Annotated in this window: 18 protein-coding genes; 8 read left to right on the top strand and 10 right to left on the bottom strand. The window is 66.2% G+C overall.

Going from position 1 to position 19,305, the window contains the following annotated elements; translation table 11 throughout:
• Positions 1–22: 22 nt before the first annotated feature.
• From FA85_RS07415 to FA85_RS07405, 3 genes are all read right to left on the bottom strand, one after another.
• Complete coding sequence (locus tag FA85_RS07415; RefSeq protein WP_036110187.1) at positions 23–1,465, bottom strand: M20/M25/M40 family metallo-hydrolase; 1,443 nt, start codon at positions 1,463–1,465, stop codon at positions 23–25.
• 107 nt (positions 1,466–1,572) lie between these two features.
• Positions 1,573–2,991, bottom strand: a complete 1,419-nt coding sequence (locus FA85_RS07410; RefSeq protein ID WP_036110190.1) for an ATP-binding protein — start codon at positions 2,989–2,991, stop codon at positions 1,573–1,575.
• Positions 2,988–3,701, bottom strand: a complete 714-nt coding sequence (locus FA85_RS07405; protein ID WP_036117065.1) for a response regulator — start codon at positions 3,699–3,701, stop codon at positions 2,988–2,990. Before FA85_RS07405 ends, FA85_RS07410 begins: the two co-directional genes overlap by 4 nt.
• Before the next feature lie 146 nt (positions 3,702–3,847).
• Here FA85_RS07405 and FA85_RS07400 point away from each other — a divergent pair, with 146 nt between their 5' ends.
• The 3 genes from FA85_RS07400 (at position 3,848) to FA85_RS07390 (ending at position 8,341) form a co-directional block, all read left to right on the top strand.
• Positions 3,848–4,147 (top strand): hypothetical protein, encoded by a 300-nt coding sequence (locus FA85_RS07400; RefSeq protein ID WP_051943277.1) that lies wholly within the window; start codon positions 3,848–3,850, stop codon positions 4,145–4,147.
• A gap of 23 nt (positions 4,148–4,170) precedes the next feature.
• Positions 4,171–5,157, top strand: a complete 987-nt coding sequence (locus FA85_RS07395) for a helix-turn-helix domain-containing protein (RefSeq protein WP_036110192.1) — start codon at positions 4,171–4,173, stop codon at positions 5,155–5,157.
• A gap of 187 nt (positions 5,158–5,344) precedes the next feature.
• Positions 5,345–8,341: an outer membrane beta-barrel protein gene (locus FA85_RS07390; protein WP_036110196.1), complete on the top strand. Its 2,997-nt coding sequence runs from the start codon at positions 5,345–5,347 to the stop codon at positions 8,339–8,341.
• 186 nt (positions 8,342–8,527) lie between these two features.
• On the opposite strand, the gene mscL is transcribed toward FA85_RS07390, so the two are convergent.
• Complete coding sequence (mscL, locus tag FA85_RS07385) at positions 8,528–8,938, bottom strand: large-conductance mechanosensitive channel protein MscL (RefSeq protein WP_036110199.1); 411 nt, start codon at positions 8,936–8,938, stop codon at positions 8,528–8,530.
• 73 nt (positions 8,939–9,011) lie between these two features.
• The gene (locus tag FA85_RS07380) at positions 9,012–9,698 is read right to left on the bottom strand and encodes a fumarylacetoacetate hydrolase family protein (RefSeq protein WP_036110202.1); all 687 of its coding nucleotides are present in this window, start codon (positions 9,696–9,698) and stop codon (positions 9,012–9,014) included.
• A 122-nt stretch (positions 9,699–9,820) separates the two neighbouring features.
• Here FA85_RS07380 and FA85_RS07375 point away from each other — a divergent pair, with 122 nt between their 5' ends.
• Genes FA85_RS07375 through FA85_RS07360 form a run of 4 tightly spaced genes read left to right on the top strand, consistent with a single transcriptional unit; the run spans position 9,821 to position 14,299 of the window.
• The gene (locus FA85_RS07375; RefSeq protein ID WP_036110205.1) at positions 9,821–11,077 is read left to right on the top strand and encodes an efflux RND transporter periplasmic adaptor subunit; all 1,257 of its coding nucleotides are present in this window, start codon (positions 9,821–9,823) and stop codon (positions 11,075–11,077) included.
• A 20-nt stretch (positions 11,078–11,097) separates the two neighbouring features.
• Positions 11,098–11,784 (top strand): ABC transporter ATP-binding protein, encoded by a 687-nt coding sequence (locus FA85_RS07370; protein ID WP_036110207.1) that lies wholly within the window; start codon positions 11,098–11,100, stop codon positions 11,782–11,784.
• 14 nt (positions 11,785–11,798) lie between these two features.
• Positions 11,799–12,965, top strand: coding sequence for an ABC transporter permease (locus FA85_RS07365; protein WP_036110210.1), 1,167 nt, complete (start codon positions 11,799–11,801; stop codon positions 12,963–12,965).
• 11 nt (positions 12,966–12,976) lie between these two features.
• A complete protein-coding gene (locus FA85_RS07360) occupies positions 12,977–14,299 on the top strand; it encodes an ABC transporter permease (protein WP_197056500.1) in 1,323 nt (440 codons plus the stop codon).
• A 4-nt stretch (positions 14,300–14,303) separates the two neighbouring features.
• On the opposite strand, the gene FA85_RS07355 is transcribed toward FA85_RS07360, so the two are convergent.
• The 4 genes from FA85_RS07355 to FA85_RS07340 all read right to left on the bottom strand — a co-directional run bounded on the left by FA85_RS07355 (position 14,304) and on the right by FA85_RS07340 (position 16,943).
• Positions 14,304–14,573, bottom strand: a complete 270-nt coding sequence (locus tag FA85_RS07355; RefSeq protein WP_143025862.1) for a hypothetical protein — start codon at positions 14,571–14,573, stop codon at positions 14,304–14,306.
• A 122-nt stretch (positions 14,574–14,695) separates the two neighbouring features.
• On the bottom strand, positions 14,696–15,610 hold the full coding sequence (gene yedA, locus FA85_RS07350) for a drug/metabolite exporter YedA (RefSeq protein WP_036110218.1): 915 nt from the start codon (positions 15,608–15,610) through the stop codon (positions 14,696–14,698).
• 93 nt (positions 15,611–15,703) lie between these two features.
• Entirely contained in the window at positions 15,704–16,582 is an 879-nt protein-coding gene (locus FA85_RS07345; protein ID WP_036110221.1) for a methylated-DNA--[protein]-cysteine S-methyltransferase, read from the bottom strand.
• Between the two features lie 73 nt (positions 16,583–16,655).
• Positions 16,656–16,943, bottom strand: a complete 288-nt coding sequence (locus tag FA85_RS07340) for a hypothetical protein (protein ID WP_036110224.1) — start codon at positions 16,941–16,943, stop codon at positions 16,656–16,658.
• Between the two features lie 79 nt (positions 16,944–17,022).
• Between FA85_RS07340 and FA85_RS07335 the strand changes: the two genes are divergently transcribed.
• A complete protein-coding gene (locus FA85_RS07335) occupies positions 17,023–17,364 on the top strand; it encodes a Rieske (2Fe-2S) protein (RefSeq protein WP_036110227.1) in 342 nt (113 codons plus the stop codon).
• A 26-nt stretch (positions 17,365–17,390) separates the two neighbouring features.
• Here the strand turns inward: FA85_RS07335 and FA85_RS07330 are convergent, their stop codons facing one another.
• A complete protein-coding gene (locus FA85_RS07330) occupies positions 17,391–19,208 on the bottom strand; it encodes an SLC13 family permease (protein WP_036110230.1) in 1,818 nt (605 codons plus the stop codon).
• Positions 19,209–19,305: the final 97 nt, after the last annotated feature.

Here is a 19,305-nt window from a genome sequence, read left to right as displayed (position 1 = left end):
GCGCGCTCCTACATGGTCCTATTTAGTCGTGCGCGCCGTCTTTTGCGAACGCACCGGCCGCCGAACCGAAATTTCCATCCGCCTGCGCAGCCAGATACGCAAAGGTCGCGTACACCGCCACGTTCTGCGCGAGCGCCTTCGGATCGATCTTGTCCAGCGTGTCGTTGGCGTTGTGGTGGTAATCGAAGTAGTCGGTGCCGTCCTGCGTCAGCGAGAGCGCGGCCATGCCCTTGGCATGCATCTGCGACAGGTCGGATCCACCACCGCCGGGCCGGGCCGCGTCGTACGTCACGCCGATCGGCTCGATCACCCTGGCGATCTGCTCGATCGCGCCGCGCGCTTCGGGCTTCACGCTGGCGCTCATGCGCCAGATGCGGCCGGCGCCGAAATCGGATTCGGTACCCAGCTGAAACTTCGCCACGTCTTTCGCATGCGCTTCGGCATAGGCGCGTCCACCCCACAGACCCATTTCCTCGTTGGCGAAGGCGATGACGCGGATCGTGCGATCAGGGCGCTGCGGCATGTCCTTGATCAGCTTCGCCGCGGCGGCGGCGATCGCCACACCCGCGCCGTCATCGATGGCGCCGGTGCCCAGGTCCCACGAATCCAGATGTCCGCCGATGGCGACGACCTGATCCGGGTGCTTGCGACCGGTGACTTCAGCGATGACGTTGGAGCCTTCGTACGTACCCGCAAAGCCGACATCGAGGTCGAGCTTCAGCGTGACCGGCTTGCCTTCCTTCAGAATGCGCTCGAGCTGATCGGCGTCGGGCAGGGAAAGCGCGGCAGCCGGGATCGCGTCCTTCGGATCCTTGAAGCCGGTGACGCCCGTGTGCGGCGTACGGCTGTGCGGATCGGTGCCCGCCGAGCGCAGCAGGAACGCGGCGGCGCCCATCTTCGCGGCCAGGACAGGGCCGCCCGTGCGCGTGGCTGAGCCCTTGCCGTAGTCGTGGCCGTCCTTCTGCTGCTGCATGTGCGTCGAGACGTAGACGATCTTGCCCTTCACGCTGGCCGGGTCGGCGTTCCTGAACGCATCGAGGTCGTCGAAGCCGACGACTTCGGCCGTGAGGCCACCCTGCGGGGTGCCGGCGGAATAGCCCAGCGCGGTCAGAGCGAGCGGCTGCGGAAAGGGCGACACGACCGCTGCGTGCTCGCTGCGGCGCTGCCAGAGCGGGTAGCTGACTTTCTCGGTGTAGACCTTGTCGAAACCCATGGCCTTGAACTTCGCCACGGTCCAGGCGACGGCGCGCGCGTCGGCGGCGCTGCCGGCCACGCGGGGACCCACTTCCGTGGTCAGGCCGGTCACGAATTCGTAGCCGGTGTCGTCGCTCATCGCGCGATCGCGCAGGGCGTTGGCGGCGGCGATCGCCTTGTCCGGAATGGTCGTCGCCTTGTCGGCGGCATGGGCGGTGAAAGCGAGCGCAAGGCACGCGGCCAGCGTGTGCAGGCGGAAGATATGACGCATGGTGACCCCCGGGACGGTAAAGGTCGATTATGACCATGGCGCGGGGTGCGGCCGCGTAGGTCGAAAGTCATGGTCCAGCCGTCCGGACGGCTGGACGGCTCCCGAAGCTACGGTTGTGGCAGGCTCACCACCACGCGCAGACCGCCTTCCTTGCGGTTGCGCAGCACGATGCTGCCGCCGTGATCGAGCACGATGGCGCGGACAGTGGCGAGGCCGAGGCCGATGCCGCCGGTGTCGCGGTTTCGCGAGGATTCCAGGCGGAAGAACGGCGCGAAGACCTGTTGCTGCATGGCCTCGGGAATGCCCGGGCCGTCGTCATCGATTTCGAGCAGGCATTCGCCACGGACGGTGCGCAGGCGCATGCGCACCCTTTGCCCGTACTTGATCCCGTTTTCGACGAGGTTGACGACAGCGCGGCGCAGCGCCACCGGATCGCCATCGAGCGTCACGGGCGGCCCGGAAAACACCGCCACGTCATGCCCCACGTCGACCAGGTCGTCGCTCACGCTCTCGACCAGCAGCCGGAAATCCAGCGGCTGGCGTTGCGTGCCCAGCGAGCGGTCGCGCATGAAATCGAGCGCGGCGGAGATCATCGTCTTCATCTCCTGGAGGTCGCCGTCCACCTTGGCGCCGAGCGGGCCGGGCAGGCCGTCGAGCCGGAACGACAGGCGCGTCAGCGGCGTGCGCAGGTCGTGCGCGATCGCGGCGATCATGTGCGTGCGCTCGTGGAGCAGACGATTCACGCGCCCCTGCATGCCGTTGAAGGCATCGACCGCACGACGCATCTCGGGCGGTCCCTCACGCGGCACCGGCGGCGCGCTGGTGTCCGCACCCAGACGCTGTGCCGCCTCGGCGAAACGATGGATCGGTGCCGACAGCGCCCGGGCGAACCACCAGGCGAAGGGCAGCAGCACCAGCACGCTCACGCCGAACAGCAGGAACAGCTCCTGCTGAAGCATGGAAGGAAAGGGCTCCACGGGCACCGAGGCGACCCGCCATCGGCCATCCGCCTGTCGCCACCCGACCAGCGACCCCGCGCCCATGCTGACGCGCATCGCGCCGGGGTGGCGGTCCATGCCGCTGTCCACCGCATAGACGCGAAGGTCATCCTGGGCGACGCGCAGAAGGCCCGCCAGCCGCGGAAGGAGGTGTGCCGACAGGCGACTGTCGGAACCGTCCGGGGGCGTGGGCGCGTCGGCCTGGGTGCGCACATCGAGGTCGGCGGGGTTGGGCGGCATGAAGTCCATGCCGGGCGGGCCGCGGCGGTCGTCGCCGGGCAGCATGGCGGTGGCCTGGCCGTCGCGTGGCGCGGAGCCGGGCGGCCTCCGGTCGTCGAAGTCGCGCTGGCTGAACGGCGCTCCGTCGTTCCGCAGGGCGGCCGCCACGTCGAAGAGGCTCGCCATGGGCGGCAGCGTCGGCGGACGGAGGACGAGTACGCCCACCCCGATGCCGGAGGCGATCAGCAGCGCGCACACCATCAGCAGAAAGCTGCGGGCGAAGATCGACAGGCCGGAACGTCGCGTCACAGGCGGGTGACCTTCGGCAGGAGCATGTAGCCCTCGTTGCGCACGGTACGGATCATTTCGTCCTGCGCGCGGTCATTCAGTTTGCGCCGCAGCCGGCTGATCTGCGTGTCGATGGCGCGGTCGAACACGTCCGCGCGGCCCCGGTGAACGAGGTCGAGCAGCTGATCGCGGCTCAGGATGCGTTGCGGGTGTTCGACGAAGGCGCGGAGCAGGGCGAACTCGCCATCGGAAAGATTGATGAAGATGCCGGTCGGATCGCGCAGGTCGCGCCGCGTCAGATCGAGGCGCCAGCCGGCAAAACCGTAAGGACGGATTTCCTCGGCGGGTGAAGGCGCGTCCTGGCTGCTGCGCCGCAGGACGGCACGCACGCGGGCCAGCAGCTCGCGTGGGTTGCAGGGCTTGGCTAGGTAGTCGTCGGCACCGACTTCCAGCCCGATGATCCGGTCGGTATCGCTGCCGAGCGCACTCAGGATGATGACCGGGGGACCCTTCTCGGCGGCGAGGCGCCGCGCCGCGCTCAGGCCGTCCTCGCCCGGCATCATCACGTCGAGCACGATGAGGTCCGGTCGCTCACGTTCGATGGAAAGCGACATCTGGGCGACGTTTTCGGCTGCATGCACACGGTATCCGTGACCGCCGAGGAAATCGGTGATCAGCCCGCGCAGTTCGGGATCGTCATCCACGACGAGGATGAGTGACTGAAGGTCCATGGTCATGCTGCTTTAAATACCAGACCAGTCTACGAGGCGTTTGTCCCCGCGGCAAAACAGCCGACACAAAGCGGACACAAAAGGACATTCCCTCGTGACGGAAGCCACTTAGCGTGTGCAGACACCGCACACCACTAAGGATGGCCATGAAACCGTTCAACGCGCTGCCTTCGCTGCTCTTCTCCTTCGGGATCGCCCTGGCCGCCGCGGCGGTCGCCCAGGATCGGCCGCCCGGTCCCCCGGACGGTCGCCAGGCGCACCGCGACCCGAAGGTCGAGGCGGCGCTGGACGATTGCTGGAACGAACTCGGTGGCGAAGAGGACGACCCCGTGCCGCCGGACCTCATGGCTCAGTGCATGGATGAGAAGGGATTCAAGCGGCCTGTCGGGCCGCCCCCCGGCCCGGACGGCGCACCTCCGCCGCCTCCGCCTCCCCCCGCCTCATAACCGGAATGACCGCCTTGTCGTCCATGTCGTATGCATTTCCTCCGTTGTCGCGCTCCGATGACGGTATCGAAAACAACCGGCTGCTTGCCCGGCGTTTCTGGCAGGCCTTTGTCGAGCGGGCACCCAGCCGCTTCGAAACCAGCACGCTCGTGGACGGCTACGCTGGCGATCGCCTGCGCCTGGGCGCGTTCCGGCACACGCCGCACGTGCTGACCGAGGCGGCGCTTCCGCGCGAGCATCGTCAGGCGGTGCTGCTGACCTTGCAGCTCGACGGACGGGCGCGTGTCGAGCAGCACGGGCGGCACAGCGATCTGGCCGGCGGCGATTTCTGCCTGATCGACCTGTCCCAGCCCTTCCGGCTGGAACTGGGGCGTTGCAGCGTCCAGTCGATCCATCTTCCGCTGTCGGTCCTGCGCGACGCCATCCCACGCCTGGACGATGTGGCGGCGGTCGGCCTGCCCGGGCACCTGGGTCCCGTGGGCTACCTGCGTGTCCTCTTCCAGGAAATGTTCGCGCATCCGGCGGGCCTGTCCGAACCGGTAGCCGACCGGCTGGCCGATGCGATTCCCCATATGCTTGCCGCCGCGCTGGAATCCGTGGACGCGAGTGAATCGTCCCCCTCGCGCCTGCGGCAGTACCACAAGCGTCAGGTGCGTCAGTTCGCCCGCGAGCACCTCGCCGATCCCGAGCTGTGCATCGACATGATCGCGAAGGGTGTCGGTCTCTCGGCCAGTCATCTGTTCGAACTGTTTTCCGACGAAGACCTGACCCTCATGCGCTGGGTTCGACTCGAGCGCCTCGCACGTTGCCAGCGCGAACTGTCCGATCCCCGCCTTCGTCATCGCGGCATCGCGCAGATCGCCCACGCCTGGGGCTTCGGCGACATGACCAATTTCAGTCGCTGCTTCCGCGACCATGTCGGTACGTCACCGCGTCGTTTCCGTCAGGCCGCAATGGTTGGGGCGTTGCCGCCGGTAGACCGTTCGGACGTCCAAACGTCCGACGAATGACCGAATGATGCGGCAGTTTCCGCCGTATGGATGCAGGTTCTTAACACTAAATTGAAGTCGTGGCCCCGTCGGCCACGCATCGACGAAGTCATAAAACGAATCACACGTCACGGGCAGTTGGGGAAGGCGCCTTGCCAGGGTGCCGGCCTCGTGGCGTCGCGCATCCTAAATTTCGGGGAGTTTCCTAGTGAAGAATTCGACATCCATCCGCCTGAGCCGGATCAGCCTCGCGCTGGCCCTGGCGCTGGGCAGCACCGTGGCCATCGCGCAGTCGACCACCGGCAGCATCTTCGGTCAGGCGCCCGTCGCCGAGGGCGAGTCGGTCCAGGTCAAGAGCACCTCGGGTGTGACGCGTGAAGTCGCCGTGGGCAGCGACGGCCGTTACACGGTGGGTTCGCTGCCGCTCGGCAGCTATACCGTATCGCTCATGCAGGGCGGCAAGGTCGTCGACACGCGCAGCGACGTCGGCCTTCGTGTCGGTTCCGGTACGGAAGTGTCCTTTGCCGCGGCGTCCGGCGATGCGACGAGCCTGAGCTCGGTCACCGTGTCGGCCAACGCGCTCCCAGTCATCGACGTGTCCAGCGTCGACGCACGCACCGTCATCACCTCCCAGCAGCTGGCGAAGCTGCCGCTGGCGCGCAGCGCCGAAGCGATCGCGCTGCTCGCGCCAGGCGTCGTTCCGGGTTACAGCGGCTTCAAGAGCGGTACCACGGGTGGCTCGCTCGTTTCGTTCGCCGGCTCGTCGGTCACCGAGAACGCCTATTACCTCAACGGCTTCAACACCACCGACCCGCTCAGCGGCTTCGGCGGCATCAGCCTGCCCTATGGCGCGATCGATCAGCAGGAAATCCTCAGCGGCGGCTACGGTGCGGCTTACGGTCGCTCGGACGGCGGCGTGATCAGTCAGAGCGGCAAGCGCGGTACCAACGAATGGCACTTCGGTGCGCAGGTTCAGTGGACACCGGCGTTCGCGCAGGGCGTGAGCCCGAGCTCGTATTACGTGACCGGTGCCAACGCGGGCAATCTCTACCGTCGTTATTCCGACAACAAGTCCTGGGAAACCACCGAGAGCGCGTATGTCGGCGGCCCGCTGATCAAGGACAAGCTGTTCTTCTTCGCGGCGGTCGAAGGCGACAAGAAAGCCGGTAACAGTGTCGGTCCCGCGACGTCGTCGTACAACACCGATTACGAGTACAACAATCCGAAGTGGTACACCAAGCTCGACTGGAACATCAACGACAACAATATCCTCGAGCTGACCGGCGCGTCGACGAAGACGTCGTACAAGGGTAACGAGTACGACTACGACTACGCGACGAACCAGACGGGCGATCTGAACAGCTTCGACACCTCGACCAAGAACAGCGCCCGGGTCTCGATCGCCAAGTACACGAGCTACATCACCGACGATCTCACGCTGACCGCCATGTACGGCAAGCAGAAGATGACGTACTTCAGCCAGACCCCGGGTTACGACCCGTCGCTGGAGTACATCAGTGGTTCCGAGTTCGAGAACCCGGCGATCACCGGCGGCAATTCCATCGTCAACTCTCAGACGGTGCTGACCGCGAACGATCCGAACCACCGCGCCACCAGCAGCAACCTGCGCGTCGATCTGGCCTGGAAGATCGGCGATCACACGATCACCGGTGGTATCGACAACCTCAACTCGCACGACGTCGACGATGGCGAGACCGGCTCGGCCTGGATCTACGGTTACGGCGATCCGGCGACCAACATCAGCGACAGTCCGTACGTCGCCGCGCCGAGCACGGGTGCGGGCGGTCAGGACGGCTACTACGTATCGAAGTACCTCTACAGCACCTCGGCGTCGGTGCGCGTGAAGCAGCGCGCCCAGTACATCGAAGACAGCTGGCAGGTGGACGATCGCTGGCTGGTGAAGATCGGCCTGCGCAACGACCAGTTCACCAACTACAACCCGAGCGGTGAAGCCTTCCTGCGCATGACCAAGCCGCAGTGGGCGCCGCGCCTGGGCTTCAGCTGGGACGTGAACGGCGACTCGTCGCTGAAGGTCTATGCGAACGCCGGTCGTTACTACCTCGCCATGCCGGCGTCCGTCGCGCTGCGCGCCGCCGCCGGTTCGCTGTACACCAACGAGTACTACACCTACACGGGCATCGACGCTAACGGCAATCCCACCGGCCTGACCCAGCTGGCCTCGTCCACGGGTGGCGCGGTGTCGGCCAATAACGAGTACGGCACACCGCCGGACGCGAAGACCGTGGCCTCCAGCAACATCAAGTCCGAGTACCAGGATGAATACATGCTGGGCTTCACCCAGCAGATCAACGCGGACTACGTCTGGGGCATGAAGGGTCAGGTGCGCAAGCTGCGTAACATCCTGGACGACATCTGCGACACCACCACGATCGCGAGCAAGGCGCAGTCGCTCGGCTACGACGTCGACGCCTCCACGCTCAACGGTTGCTACCTGTCCAATCCGGGCCGCAGCAACACATACCGCATCGTCAACCCGGCCGGCGGTTACTACAGCGTCTCGGTCTCCGCGGCCGACTTCGGCATGCCGAGCGCCAAGCGTAGCTACTACGGTCTGGAGACCTTCCTCGAGCATCCGTTCGATGGCAAGTGGCAGGCCAAGATCGACTACGTCTACTCGAAGAGCTACGGCAACACGGAAGGCCAGGTCCGTTCGGACATCGGTCAGACCGACGTATCGGCGACGGTCGACTGGGACTTCGGCAAGCTGATGGAAAACTCCAACGGTCTGCTCTCCAACGACCGCACGCACCAGCTGAAGATCTACGGTTCCTGGCAGGCGGCACCGGAGTGGATGCTCTCGGGCAACATCGCGCTGATGTCGGGCACACCCAAGACCTGTATCGGTTACTACGGCGCGGATGAGAGCAACCCGGTCGGCTACGGCAGCTACTACCACTACTGCGGTGGCGTCGCCTCGGCACCGGGCGACGCGGGTCGCCAGCCGTGGCAGCACATCATCTCGGTCTCGGCGGAATATCGCCCGATGTGGGCCGACCAGAAACTTGGCTTCAATGTCATGGTCTATAACCTGCTGAACGAGTCGGTGCCGACGTCGACGTATGCGATCTATGGCAGCAGCAAGGCGCTGAACACCAACTACGACCGCATCAACTACTTCAGCACGCCGCGCTACGTCCGCTTCGGTATCAACTACGACTTCTGATCGACCGATCCAAAACCATTCCAACAATAAGCGCCGCGAGTCTCCCGACTCATCTCCCGCGGCGCAACGTTCTCCCCGGATCAGGCCGCCGAGCTCCCACTCGGCGGCCTCTTTTTTTTCCAGACAGCAAAAAGGGACGAGGCAAGCCGGACATGCCGGTCACCTCGTCCCTCCGAAAGCGCGGAATCAGACGCGCGGCGGCTGCTGCCTGAGCAGGTCGCGGATTTCCGTCAGCAGCACCACGTCGGCGGCCGGTGCGGCCGGCTTGGCCTCTTCGCGATGCGTCAGGCGGTTGATCGCTTTGACCACCATGAAGATGGCGAACGCGATGATGACGAACTGGATCAGTACGTTGATGAACACGCCGTACTGGATCGCCACTTCGGCGGTCTTGGTCGCGGCGTCGGCGGGTTTGAGCACCCACTTCCAGTCTGAAAAGTCGATGCCGCCGATCAGCCAGCCGATGGGGGGCATGATGATGTTGTCCACCAGCGAGGTGACGATCTTGCTGAACGCCGCACCGACCACAACACCGACCGCGAGGTCGATGACGTTGCCGCGTAGTGCGAACTTCTTGAATTCCGCGACGATGCTCATCGTGGGTTTCTCCTTCTGGGTCTGGGCGTCGAACGTAAAAAACTAACGTTCCGGATGTCAGGACTTTGCGAAGTCAGACCACGCGACCTTCGAGCGTGGCGACGCCTTCGAGGGTCGCACGGAAACGATCGCCGCGCAGCAATGCCGATACACCGGCCGGTGTACCGGTGTAGACGATGTCGCCCGCCTTGAGCTCGAACAGCTTCGACAGCGCCGAGAGGATCGCCGGGACATCGAGCAGCATGTCGCCGAGGGTGGCCGCCTGCCGGGTCTCCCCGTTGATCTCCAGCGAGATCCGCGTCGCGGCGGTCGGCGTGACCTCGGAGGCGGGAACCAGGGCGGAGACCGGTGCCGAATGGTCGAAGGCCTTGGCGACGTCCCACGGCGAGCCCTTGGCCTTGGCCTGGGCCTGCAGGTCGCGGCGGGTCAGGTCCAGGCCCACGCCGTAGCCCCAGACCGTGGCGGCGGCCTGCTCGAGGGTCAGGTCCGTACCGCCCGATCCCAGCGCCACGACCATCTCCACTTCGTGGTGCAGATCGTGGGTGACGGACGGGTAGGGCACGTCGGCCCCGTCGGTGACGAGGGCATCGGCGGGCTTGGTGAAGAACATCGGATTGGCCGTGTCGACCGACGCGCCCATCTCTTTGGCGTGGTCGGCGTAGTTACGGCCGATGCAGAAGACGCGACGGACCGGGAAACGCTCGCTGCGCCCGGCGACGGGGATGCTCGGCTGGGCCGGCGAAGGGATGACGGTATTCATGGGCGCCAAGACTATCAGGTGACACCTGTCACGGCAGATGACTGATGGGCGGAAGTGGTGCACGGTCCGCCCGGATCGCATGATCTTGCCGACGATCCGTATCGCCAGGGGACCACGGGGACATGAACTCGAACGCCGAGCTGCTGCGGCAGCTGAAGATCGACAAGTCGCACAGGGAATCCCCAGGGGGTGGGAACGGCGGCGCCACGAAGATCGCGCTGATCGTGCTGGCCGTTCTCATCGGCCTGCTCGCCCTGGGCGGAGCGGCCTGGGCGTGGCTCGCGCAGCGGCCTGTCGAGGTGACGGTGGCGACCGCGATCGCGCCGGCCGGCGCCGCGGAAGCCGGGGCGGTGCTGCAGGCGACGGGCTATGTCACCGCGCGGCGCCAGGCCACGGTCTCCGCGCAGATTACCGGCACGCTCACGGAGGTGCTGATCGAGGAAGGCGACCGGGTGAAGAAAGGCCAGGTGCTGGCGCGCCTGGAAGACAACGCCCTGCGCGCCGGCCTCGACGCCAACCGGGCGAACGCGGCGGCGGCGCGCGCCAGCGTGGTGCAAAGCCAGACCCAGCTCGAGCAGGCACTGCGCGACGCCGATCGGCAGGAGGCGCTGGTCGGCCGGGGGCTGGTCTCCAGACAGATCGCCGAGCAGGGACGTACGCAGGCCAACACCTATCGCGCCCAGCTCAACACGGCGCGTCGCCAGGCCGACGCCGCGGATGCTCAGGTCAGTGTCGGCCAGGTCAACCTCGACTACACGGTGATCCGTGCGCCGTTCGACGGCGTGATCACCGACAAGGCCGCGCAGGTCGGCGAGATCGTGTCGCCGCTTTCGGCGGGCGGCGGTTTCACCCGTACCGGTGTCGGCACCATCGTCGACATGGACTCGCTGGAGATCGACGTCGACGTCAACGAGGCCTATATCGGCCGGGTCAAAGCCGAGATGCCCGCCGAGGCGGTGCTCGACGCCTACCCGGACTGGAAGATCGGCGCGCATGTCATCGCCATCGTGCCCGCGGCGGATCGCGGTAAGGCCACGGTGAAGGTACGCGTGGCCCTGGAATCGAAGGACGCGCGGATCGTTCCCGACATGGGCGTGCGCGTGTCGTTCCTCGAGCGCCGGGCGGAGCCGGTGGCCGACGCACCCAAAGGCGTGCTCGTCCCGGCCGGCGCGCTGGCGCGTCGCGACAACCGCGACGTCGTCTTCGTCGTTGCGAGCGACAAGGCGATGCGTCACGACGTCACGCTCGCCGCACGCAACGACGGCGAGCAGCGTCTGGTGACGCAGGGCCTCGCCCCGGGTGACAGCGTCATCGTGACTCCGCCCGATTCGCTCACCGATGGTGCCGCCGTCCGCGTCGCCACCCGCCCTTCGCCCTGATACGCAAGGAGACACGTCCCATGGCTACCCTGATCGACATCCAGGATCTTTCCAAGGTCTATGAGCGCGGCCGGCAGAAGGTCGAGGTGCTGCATGGCGTGAACCTGAAGATCGAGGAAGGCGACTTCCTCGCGCTGATGGGACCGTCGGGCTCCGGCAAAACCACGTTGCTCAATCTCATCGGCGGTCTCGACACACCGTCGGGTGGCAGCATCGCGGTGGCCGGGGACCGCATCGACCGGCTGGGTGCCGGTGCGCTGGCTCGCTGGCGCGCGGCGCACGTGGGCTTCGTTTTCCAGTTCTACAACCTGATGCCGATGCTGACCGCGCAGCGCAATGTGGAACTGCCGCTGCTGCTGACCCGACTTTCCGCCGCGCAGCGCAGGCAGAACGCGTCGATCGCGCTGCAGCTGGTCGGCCTGGCGGATCGTTCGTCACACAAGCCGTCCGAACTCTCCGGCGGTCAGCAACAGCGCGTCGCGATCGCACGCGCGATCGTTTCCGATCCCACGCTGCTGGTCTGCGACGAGCCGACCGGCGATCTGGATCGCCAGTCGGCCGAGGAGATCCTCGGTCTTCTGCGCGAACTCAATCGCGAGCACGGCAAAACGATCGTGATGGTGACGCACGATCCGAAGGCGGCCGAGTACGCCAACCATACCCTGCATCTCGACAAGGGCAGCCTTGTCGGACAAGCCGTGGCCTGACCGAGGACGCCCGCATGAAATACATGCATCTGATCTGGGCCGCGTTGTTCCGGCGCAAGACGCGTACCTTCTTCACCCTGGTGTCGATCCTGGCGACATTCCTGTTGTTCGGCATGCTGGACGCGACACGTGCCGCGTTCGCCTCGGGCGACAGCGTCGTCGGCGTGGATCGCCTCATCACCACGTCGAAGTATTCGATCATCCAGTCGCTGCCGGCGAGCCTTTCCACACGCATACAGGCGATTCCCGGGGTGAAGGCCGTGGCCGCCGCCAACTGGTTCGGCGGCATCTATCAGGATCCGAAGAACTTCGTGCTGAGCTTTGCCGTCAGCGAGAATTACCTCGACATCTATCGTGAGATCGAACTGCCCGCGGACCAGCGCAAGGTCTACGAAAACACCCGTACCGGCGCGGTGGTCGGTGAAGCGCTGGCGAAACGCTTCGGCTGGAAGATCGGCGACAAGGTGCCGCTGCAGTCGACGATCTTCCCGCAGCGCAACGGCGACAAGACCTGGCCTTTCGATATCGTCGGCATCTACAAGCCGGCCAAGGGCGCGGCGAACGGTACGGACCAGCAGTTCTTCTTCCATCACAAGTATTTCGAAGACGCCAACGCATTTCAGAGCGTCGGTACGACGGCAGGCTGGTACGCGGTGCAGCTGACCTCGGCGGACAAGGCGGACAGCGTCGCCAGGGCCATCGACGCGCTCTCCGCCAACTCCGACCACGAGACCAAGACGCAGACCGAGCAGGCGTTCAACGCATCGTTCGCCAAACAGCTCGGCGATATCGGGCTGATCGTGTCGGCGATCATGGGCGCGGTGTTCTTTACGCTGATCCTGCTTACCGGCAACACGATGGCGCAGGCCGTGCGTGAGCGAACCCATGAGCTGGCCGTGCTGAAGACCATCGGCTTCTCCAGCCACAGCGTCCTCGGCATGGTGCTGGCGGAAGGCATCCTGTTGCTGGTGCTCGGCGGCGTGCTGGGCCTGGCGCTGGCCGGCATCGTGGTGCCGATCGTGGCGAAGGGCAGCGGCGGCATGCTCAATCTGCCACCCATCGGTACCCAGACCTGGATTCTCGGCCTCGTGCTGATGGTGGTGATCGGCGCCCTCGTCGGTGCCTTGCCCGCCCTCCGTGCCATGCGCCTCAACATCGTCGACGCGCTCGCCGGGCGCTGAAGGAACTCACCATGAAACGCATGAAGAAGTTCGGGTTCGGCCTGCTGACCCTGCTGATCGTCGCCGCGTTCCTCGTCGTCTGGATCGCGTTGCCCTGGCAGGGCATCGTCGCCATCGCCGTCGTGTTCGCGCTGTGGATGGCGCTGACCCGTCGCGGACGACAGACCTGGCAGGTGACTCGCGTGGGACTCGCCACGGTGGTTCAGCGGCTCGGCTCGTCATCGGTGGTGGTGGTGGGCATCGCGGGCGTGGTGGGCGTACTCGTCGCCATGCTGGCGATGAGCGATGGTTTCGCCGAAACCCTGCGCTCCACGGGTAACGACCGGACGGCCATCGTCTTGCGCGGCGGCTCGCAGGCGGAGCTCAATTCCATCCTCGATCGCGACAGCGCCAACGTGGTGATGCAGGCGCCCGGTGTGAAGAAAGATGCCCAGGGCCGGCCGATCGCCTCGGGCGAACTCGTCGTCGTCGCCAACCTGCCACGCAAGAGCGATCCCGGCAGCGATTCCAATGTGCCCATCCGTGGCGTCAGCGCTGACGTGTGGTCGCTGCGCGATCAGGTGAAGATCGTCGAGGGGCGCAAGTTCACTCCGGGGCTGCGTGAGCTCATCGTCGGCAAGGGCGCGCGGGGGCAGTTCGCGGGCCTCGATGTCGGCAGGAGCATCCGCCTCGCGGGACAGACCTGGACCGTGGTGGGTGAGTTCGTGTCGAACGACGTGCTGGAATCGGAACTGTGGGGCGATACGCAGAGCGTCGCCTCGGCCTACCGGCGTGGCAGCAGCGTGCAGTCGGTGACGGTCATGCTGGATTCGCCCGCGGCATTCGACACCTTCAAGGCGTCGCTGGCTGGCGATCCGCGCCTGAAGGTCGACGTCAGTACGACGCAGGAATACTTCAGCAAGCAGTCCGAAGGCCTGACCAGGGTGCTGCGTGCGGTCGGTATCACGGTGGGCATCATCATGGCGATCGGTGCCGTGTTCGGCGCGCTCAATACGATGTTCGCCGCGATCCAGGCCCGGGCTCGCGAGATCGCCACATTACGTGCGATCGGCTTTCGCGGGATACCGGTCGTGGTGTCGGTGATGCTGGAGACGATGTTGCTGGCGTTGCTCGGCGGCGTGATCGGTGCGGGCATCGTGTGGATCGTCTTCAATGGCTACACGGCGTCGACGCTCGGGGCGAACTTCAGCCAGGTGGTGTTCCGGTTCCACGTGAGCGCCGCGCTCCTGTGGACGGGGATCAAATGGGCGTTGGCGATCGGTTTTATCGGCGGCCTGTTCCCCGCCTTGCGTGCCGCCCGGGTGCCCGTGACCACCGCGTTGCGCGAGCTCTGATTTCTCACGGCGCATCCGGTGGAAGCGCGTCGTCGGTCAGTTGCGGGTGGTCCGCCAGGACGACGTCGATCGCGCAGCGAGCGCGGTCGACGTCCCAGCGGCCGCCCCGTTCCTCGCAGGTGTCGAGATCGGCGTACATCGATTCGGTGTCGGCCCGGAAGCGCTGGCATGACGCGATGGCGGCCACGCCGATGCCCAGTACCGTCGCGCCGCGCGCCATGCATAGCCGCCGCCGATGGGTTCGTTGTGTCGGATTGGTCAGACTGCCCGTCATACCGCGCTCCCACCTAAGAGAAAAGCAGCCTAGGTGGGCTTGAGATTCGCGGACATCGAATAATTCTCAAAAATCGGCGCGCAGGCCCGGGACGAGACCTGCGTCACACTTGCCGGGGCGTCTCAGGCCTTGCGGGTCCGCATCATGGTGATGATGCCGACACCGACGAGGATGATCGCCATGCCCGCCAGGTCGAACGTGCCCACGTGCTCACCGGCGATGGCGACGCCGAACAGCACCGCCACGGGCGGGTTCACGTAGGCATAGCTGGTGGCCAGGGCAGGGCGAACGGTCTTCAGTACGTAGAGATACGCGCTGAACGCGATGATCGAGCCGAACACGATCAGATAACCAAGCGCGAGGGTGGCGCCCAGCTGCGGGTGCGCGGGGAAGCGCTCGCCATGCAGCATCGCGAGGATCGCCAGCGAGACGCTGGCACAGAGCATCTGCGCGGCGGTGTTCATGGGGCCGGCCGGCATGTCCTGACGCTTGGACCACACCGAGCCGAAGGCCCAGGCCATGGCGGCGCAGATCAACGCGATCGCGCCGATCGGCGAGCCCGACAACCCGGCGCCCAGGTTGAGCACGACCACGCCGATGAAGCCCAGCAGCAGACCGACGGTTTCGCCGCGCGTGGGCCATTCACGATAGAGGCCGCCGAAGACCGCGGCGAACAGCGGCATGCTGGCCACCGCGACGGCGGCGATGCCCGAGCTGACCGACTGTTCGGCGAAACAGACCAGCCCGTTACCGCCGGCGAGCAACAGCGTGCCGACGATGGCGGCGTTCCGCCACTGTCGCGGGGTCGGCAAGGCGACACCGCGCACGCGCAGGACGGTGAACATCAGCACGCCGGCGATGGCGAAACGGATCGCCGCCATCAGGAAGGGCGGATAGCTGACCAGCGCATAGCGGATGCCCAGATAGGTGGAACCCCAGATCAGGTACATCGACATCAGCGATAGCGGCACCAGCCAGCGCGCGGCGGCCAGCGTGGTGGCGGGGATTTTTTTTGCGGTACACACGGCGTCGGACATGGGGAACCCGGGGCAGGCACGCGTCGCAAGATGCGGCGCGAATCACGAAAGATATCGCCGCCGTCCTGGCCTTGGTAGCGAAACCTTCGAGGGTCAGCCTTGAGCGGCGCTCATGGCACGTTCGGTGGCGAGCAACTGCTGCTTGATCTCCATTCCCCAGCGCCACCCGCCGAGGCTGCCGTCTTCGCGGATGATGCGATGGCAGGGCACCAGCAGCGCCAGCTTGTTGCTGCCGCAGGCGCGTCCGATCGCACGTGCCGCCTTCGGCACGCCAAGTCTGGCGGCGAGCTCGCCGTAGCTGAGGGTCTCGCCGAGCGGTATCCGGGTCAGCGCTTCCCAGACGCGCCACTGAAAGGCGGTCGCGGCGATATCGAGTGGCGGCATGTCGGGGGCGGCGCCCCTTTCCCAGCCCAGCTCGCGGGTGACCCGGCCGATCACGGCGTCCAGCCATTCGTCGCGTCCCTCGTCGACGCGTTCCCGGTCGGCGAGCGGGAATTCGACGGCCAGTCGCGTTTCCAGCGCCTCATCGTCGGCACCGAGCGTCACGGCACAGATGCCCTTCGCCGTGGTGGCGACGAGCAGCCGGCCGAGCGGGGTACCCGTCGTGGTGTAGCGAATGGAGGCGCCCGCACCGCCGGCCCGGTAGCTCGCCGGGGTCATGCCCAGCCGGCGGTCGCTTTCCTCGTAGACGCGGCTGCCCGAGCCGAAACCGGCCTGGTAGACCGCATCGGTCACGGCCGATCCTTCGCGAAGCGCATCGCGGAGCTGGCCGAAACGGCGGGCGCGGGCGTACTCGGCCGGGCTGACGCCAAACCGGCGCCGGAAGGCGCGTTGCAGATGCGTGGGGCTGAGCCCGGCGATCGTCGCCAGGCTGGCCAGATCGCTGGGCGCGTCATCTCGCTCCAGCGCGGCACGGACGCGGTCGAGCGGATCGTCGGCGGCGGGGCGGATGGTCTGAACCAGGGCTTTCATCGGGGCCTCCTGTCATTGAAGGCCAGCGTAGGCGGACGCGACGACCGTCACCATCCGTTTCTTGCGCAGTGGCTCAGTGGTGAACCGGATCGCCCTGACGGATCACGACGAACTCGCCTTCGAGCACGTTCGGATCGTGCGTGGCGCGCGCCGCGGCCGGACGCGGCGCCGGGCGAACGCCGCCACGGGCCAGCTTCCACTGGCGGACCGCCAGGAACACCAGGCCGCCGGCCAGCAGCACGCCGAGGACGACCACACCGAACACGAGCAGCACCCCGAGCACGGCCAGACCGGCCACGACGGACAGGGCGCGGACCAGCGGGTTGCGAGAGCGGCGGATGGGCGGAAGGACGAAGCGCATTGGTTAAAAATCCGTGTGGCACAATGACATGCGTGGTTCCCCTTTACCTTGGGGCAACCCATCCCCACAGACAAGTGCCATGACTCCTACCGCCGACACCGCTCCCCTCTGCCTGCTGGCGGACATTCCCGATGGCAACGCCGTCGAAACCGAGGCCGTCATCCAGGGCGAGGTCGAGTCCCTGCTGATCTACCGCTCGGGGGAGGAGGCCCGCGCCTACCTCAACGTCTGTCCTCATGCGGGTCGGCGGCTGGACTATGCGCCGGGCAAGTTCCTGGTGCGCAATGGCACGATCATCTGCGCGGCGCATGGGGCGACGTTTACGGCGGAGAGTGGTGACTGCACCAACGGGCCATGCCGGGGAGATCGCCTGCGTGCGGTGCCGGTGTCGGTCGTCGACGGGGAAGTCCGACTGGCCTGAGAAATGCCGTAATCGCGGTGCGTCGCTCAGCGATACATCAGGTTGACGACCACCAGCGTAATCGCCAGAACCAGGAACGTCAGCGGCAGCCCGACCCGCAAAAAGTCCTTTGAACGATAACCGCCCGGCCCCGCGACCATCATCAACGCCGGATGCCCCGAAGGCAGCAGGAACGTATTGGACGACGACACGGCGACGATCAACGCGTAAGCGGAAGGGTTTCCCCCCGTACTCACCGCCACGCTGATCGCCAGCGGCACCATCATCACGGTGGCGCCCACGTTCGACATGACCTGAGAGAACATCAGCGTCAGGACCGCGATGCACAGCTGCAGCGTCCATTGCGGCGCACCGCCCATGATCGCCAGGACTTCCTGCGCCAGCCACGACGCGGTGCCCGTGGAATCCATCGACCAGCCGAGGGGAATCAGGCAGGCGGTAACGAAGATCGTCTTCCAGTTGATGGCCTTGTAGGCCTCGTCCATGTTCAGCACGCCGGTGAGCAGCATGCCGACCGCGCCGGTCATCATCGCCACCGACAGGTCGAGGTGGGTGAACAGGGCCAGGCACTTGGCCAGCACGAAGAAACCCACCGCCTGCCAGATCTTGCCGGGGCGCTGCTCTTCCTTGGGGATGTCGGTGACCACGACGAAGTCGCGGTCTTCCTCGGCCAGCATCAGGTCGCGCCACTTGCTGTGCAGCACGAGGGTGTCACCGGCGCGCAGGCTGACCGCGCGCACGTCCTCGCGGTACACCTCGTCGCCACGGTTGACCGCCAGCACGGAGATGCCGAAGCGCTTGCGCAGGCGCAGATCGCCCACGGTCTGCTTGATGAAGCGGGAGCCGGGCGGCACGACGGCTTCGGAAATACCCGCGCGTGTGGTGTTGAACTGCTCACCCAGCTGGCGCATGCGCATGGAGACGCGACACAGCTGGTTATTGGCGAATGCCTGGATGGCGTCCTTTGGCGCGAGCACGCCGAGCACCGTACCGACCCAGATCATCTGGTCCGATGGCGGGGCGACGCGGCTCTCGTTGCCGTTCTTGATCGCCAGGATCAGCGGGGCACCGTGCAGCTGCTCCGCCTCACCGATGCTCATACCGACCAGCGGGCTCTCCGCCGTGACCGTAAGCTCGGCGGTCTCGCCGGCGATGCCGTAGGTGTCGGCGAAGTAGCTCTCGGTGCGGCCGGGGGTGACTTTCAGGCGCTCGTCTTCGCGCTCGGGCAGCAGCTTGCGGGTGAAGAAATAGAAGAACAGTACGCCAACCAGGGCCAGCACGAGGCCCACGGGGGTGACGCTGAACAGGCCGAATCGGGGGATCGTGTGCGCGCCGGGCGGCAGGTTGCTGTTGGCGCTGGCGATCAGGTCGTTCAGCACGATCAGCGGCGAGTTGGCGATCAGCGTGGTGTTGGTGGCCGTCAGGATGCAGAAGGCCATCGGCAGCAGCAGACGCGACATCGGCACGCCGGTACGCGCGGAGAGGCGGCTGGTCACGGGAATCATCAGGGCGGCCAGGGCCTGGCTGGGGATCACGGCGCTGAACAGGCTGGTGACGCTGTTGATCACGACGCCGAGGCGGGACTCGACACCGCGCGCCATGCGCATGACGAAGGCCGCGGTGAGGTTGAGCACGCCGGCGCGGTCGAGGCCGGCGCCCATGATCATGATCGCGATGATGGCGATCACCGCGTTACCGGCAAAGCCGTTGAAGACCTGGTCGCCGGGGATCAGGCCGGTGAGGCCGATCGTGACCACGACGAGCAGGGCGACCATGTCGGCCCGGATCCACTCCAGAACGAGCATGAGCATGGTGAAGCCCACCAGGCCCAGCACGAGGATCATTTCAGGAGTGAGGGTCAGTGCCACTGGCCGGCGGTTCCGATCCGGTCGTTGGAGACGTGCGGTGGCATGCTCTTGCCAGGCGGCTATCGTTGCCGCA

This window comes from Luteibacter mycovicinus (genome assembly GCF_000745235.1).
GTDB lineage: Bacteria > Pseudomonadota > Gammaproteobacteria > Xanthomonadales > Rhodanobacteraceae > Luteibacter > Luteibacter mycovicinus.
Note: the sequence above shows the minus strand (reverse complement) of the source record. Positions and strands in the feature narration are given on the sequence as shown.

Bases quoted from the DNA above. Each gene is read 5' to 3' on its own strand.
- FA85_RS07365 (WP_036110210.1), top strand. From the start codon at position 11,799: ATGAAATACATGCATCTGATCTGGGCCGCGTTGTTCCGGCGCAAGACG.
- FA85_RS07340 (WP_036110224.1), bottom strand. From the start codon at position 16,943: ATGCGCTTCGTCCTTCCGCCCATCCGCCGCTCTCGCAACCCGCTGGTC.
- FA85_RS07405 (WP_036117065.1), bottom strand. From the start codon at position 3,701: ATGGACCTTCAGTCACTCATCCTCGTCGTGGATGACGATCCCGAACTG.
- FA85_RS07335 (WP_036110227.1), top strand. From the start codon at position 17,023: ATGACTCCTACCGCCGACACCGCTCCCCTCTGCCTGCTGGCGGACATT.
- FA85_RS07415 (WP_036110187.1), bottom strand. From the start codon at position 1,465: ATGCGTCATATCTTCCGCCTGCACACGCTGGCCGCGTGCCTTGCGCTC.
- mscL (WP_036110199.1), bottom strand. From the start codon at position 8,938: ATGAGCATCGTCGCGGAATTCAAGAAGTTCGCACTACGCGGCAACGTC.
- FA85_RS07375 (WP_036110205.1), top strand. From the start codon at position 9,821: ATGAACTCGAACGCCGAGCTGCTGCGGCAGCTGAAGATCGACAAGTCG.
- FA85_RS07330 (WP_036110230.1), bottom strand. From the start codon at position 19,208: ATGATCCTCGTGCTGGGCCTGGTGGGCTTCACCATGCTCATGCTCGTT.
- FA85_RS07345 (WP_036110221.1), bottom strand. From the start codon at position 16,582: ATGAAAGCCCTGGTTCAGACCATCCGCCCCGCCGCCGACGATCCGCTC.
- FA85_RS07355 (WP_143025862.1), bottom strand. From the start codon at position 14,573: ATGACGGGCAGTCTGACCAATCCGACACAACGAACCCATCGGCGGCGG.
- FA85_RS07380 (WP_036110202.1), bottom strand. From the start codon at position 9,698: ATGAATACCGTCATCCCTTCGCCGGCCCAGCCGAGCATCCCCGTCGCC.
- FA85_RS07395 (WP_036110192.1), top strand. From the start codon at position 4,171: ATGTCGTATGCATTTCCTCCGTTGTCGCGCTCCGATGACGGTATCGAA.
- yedA (WP_036110218.1), bottom strand. From the start codon at position 15,610: ATGTCCGACGCCGTGTGTACCGCAAAAAAAATCCCCGCCACCACGCTG.
- FA85_RS07400 (WP_051943277.1), top strand. From the start codon at position 3,848: ATGAAACCGTTCAACGCGCTGCCTTCGCTGCTCTTCTCCTTCGGGATC.
- FA85_RS07370 (WP_036110207.1), top strand. From the start codon at position 11,098: ATGGCTACCCTGATCGACATCCAGGATCTTTCCAAGGTCTATGAGCGC.
- FA85_RS07360 (WP_197056500.1), top strand. From the start codon at position 12,977: ATGAAACGCATGAAGAAGTTCGGGTTCGGCCTGCTGACCCTGCTGATC.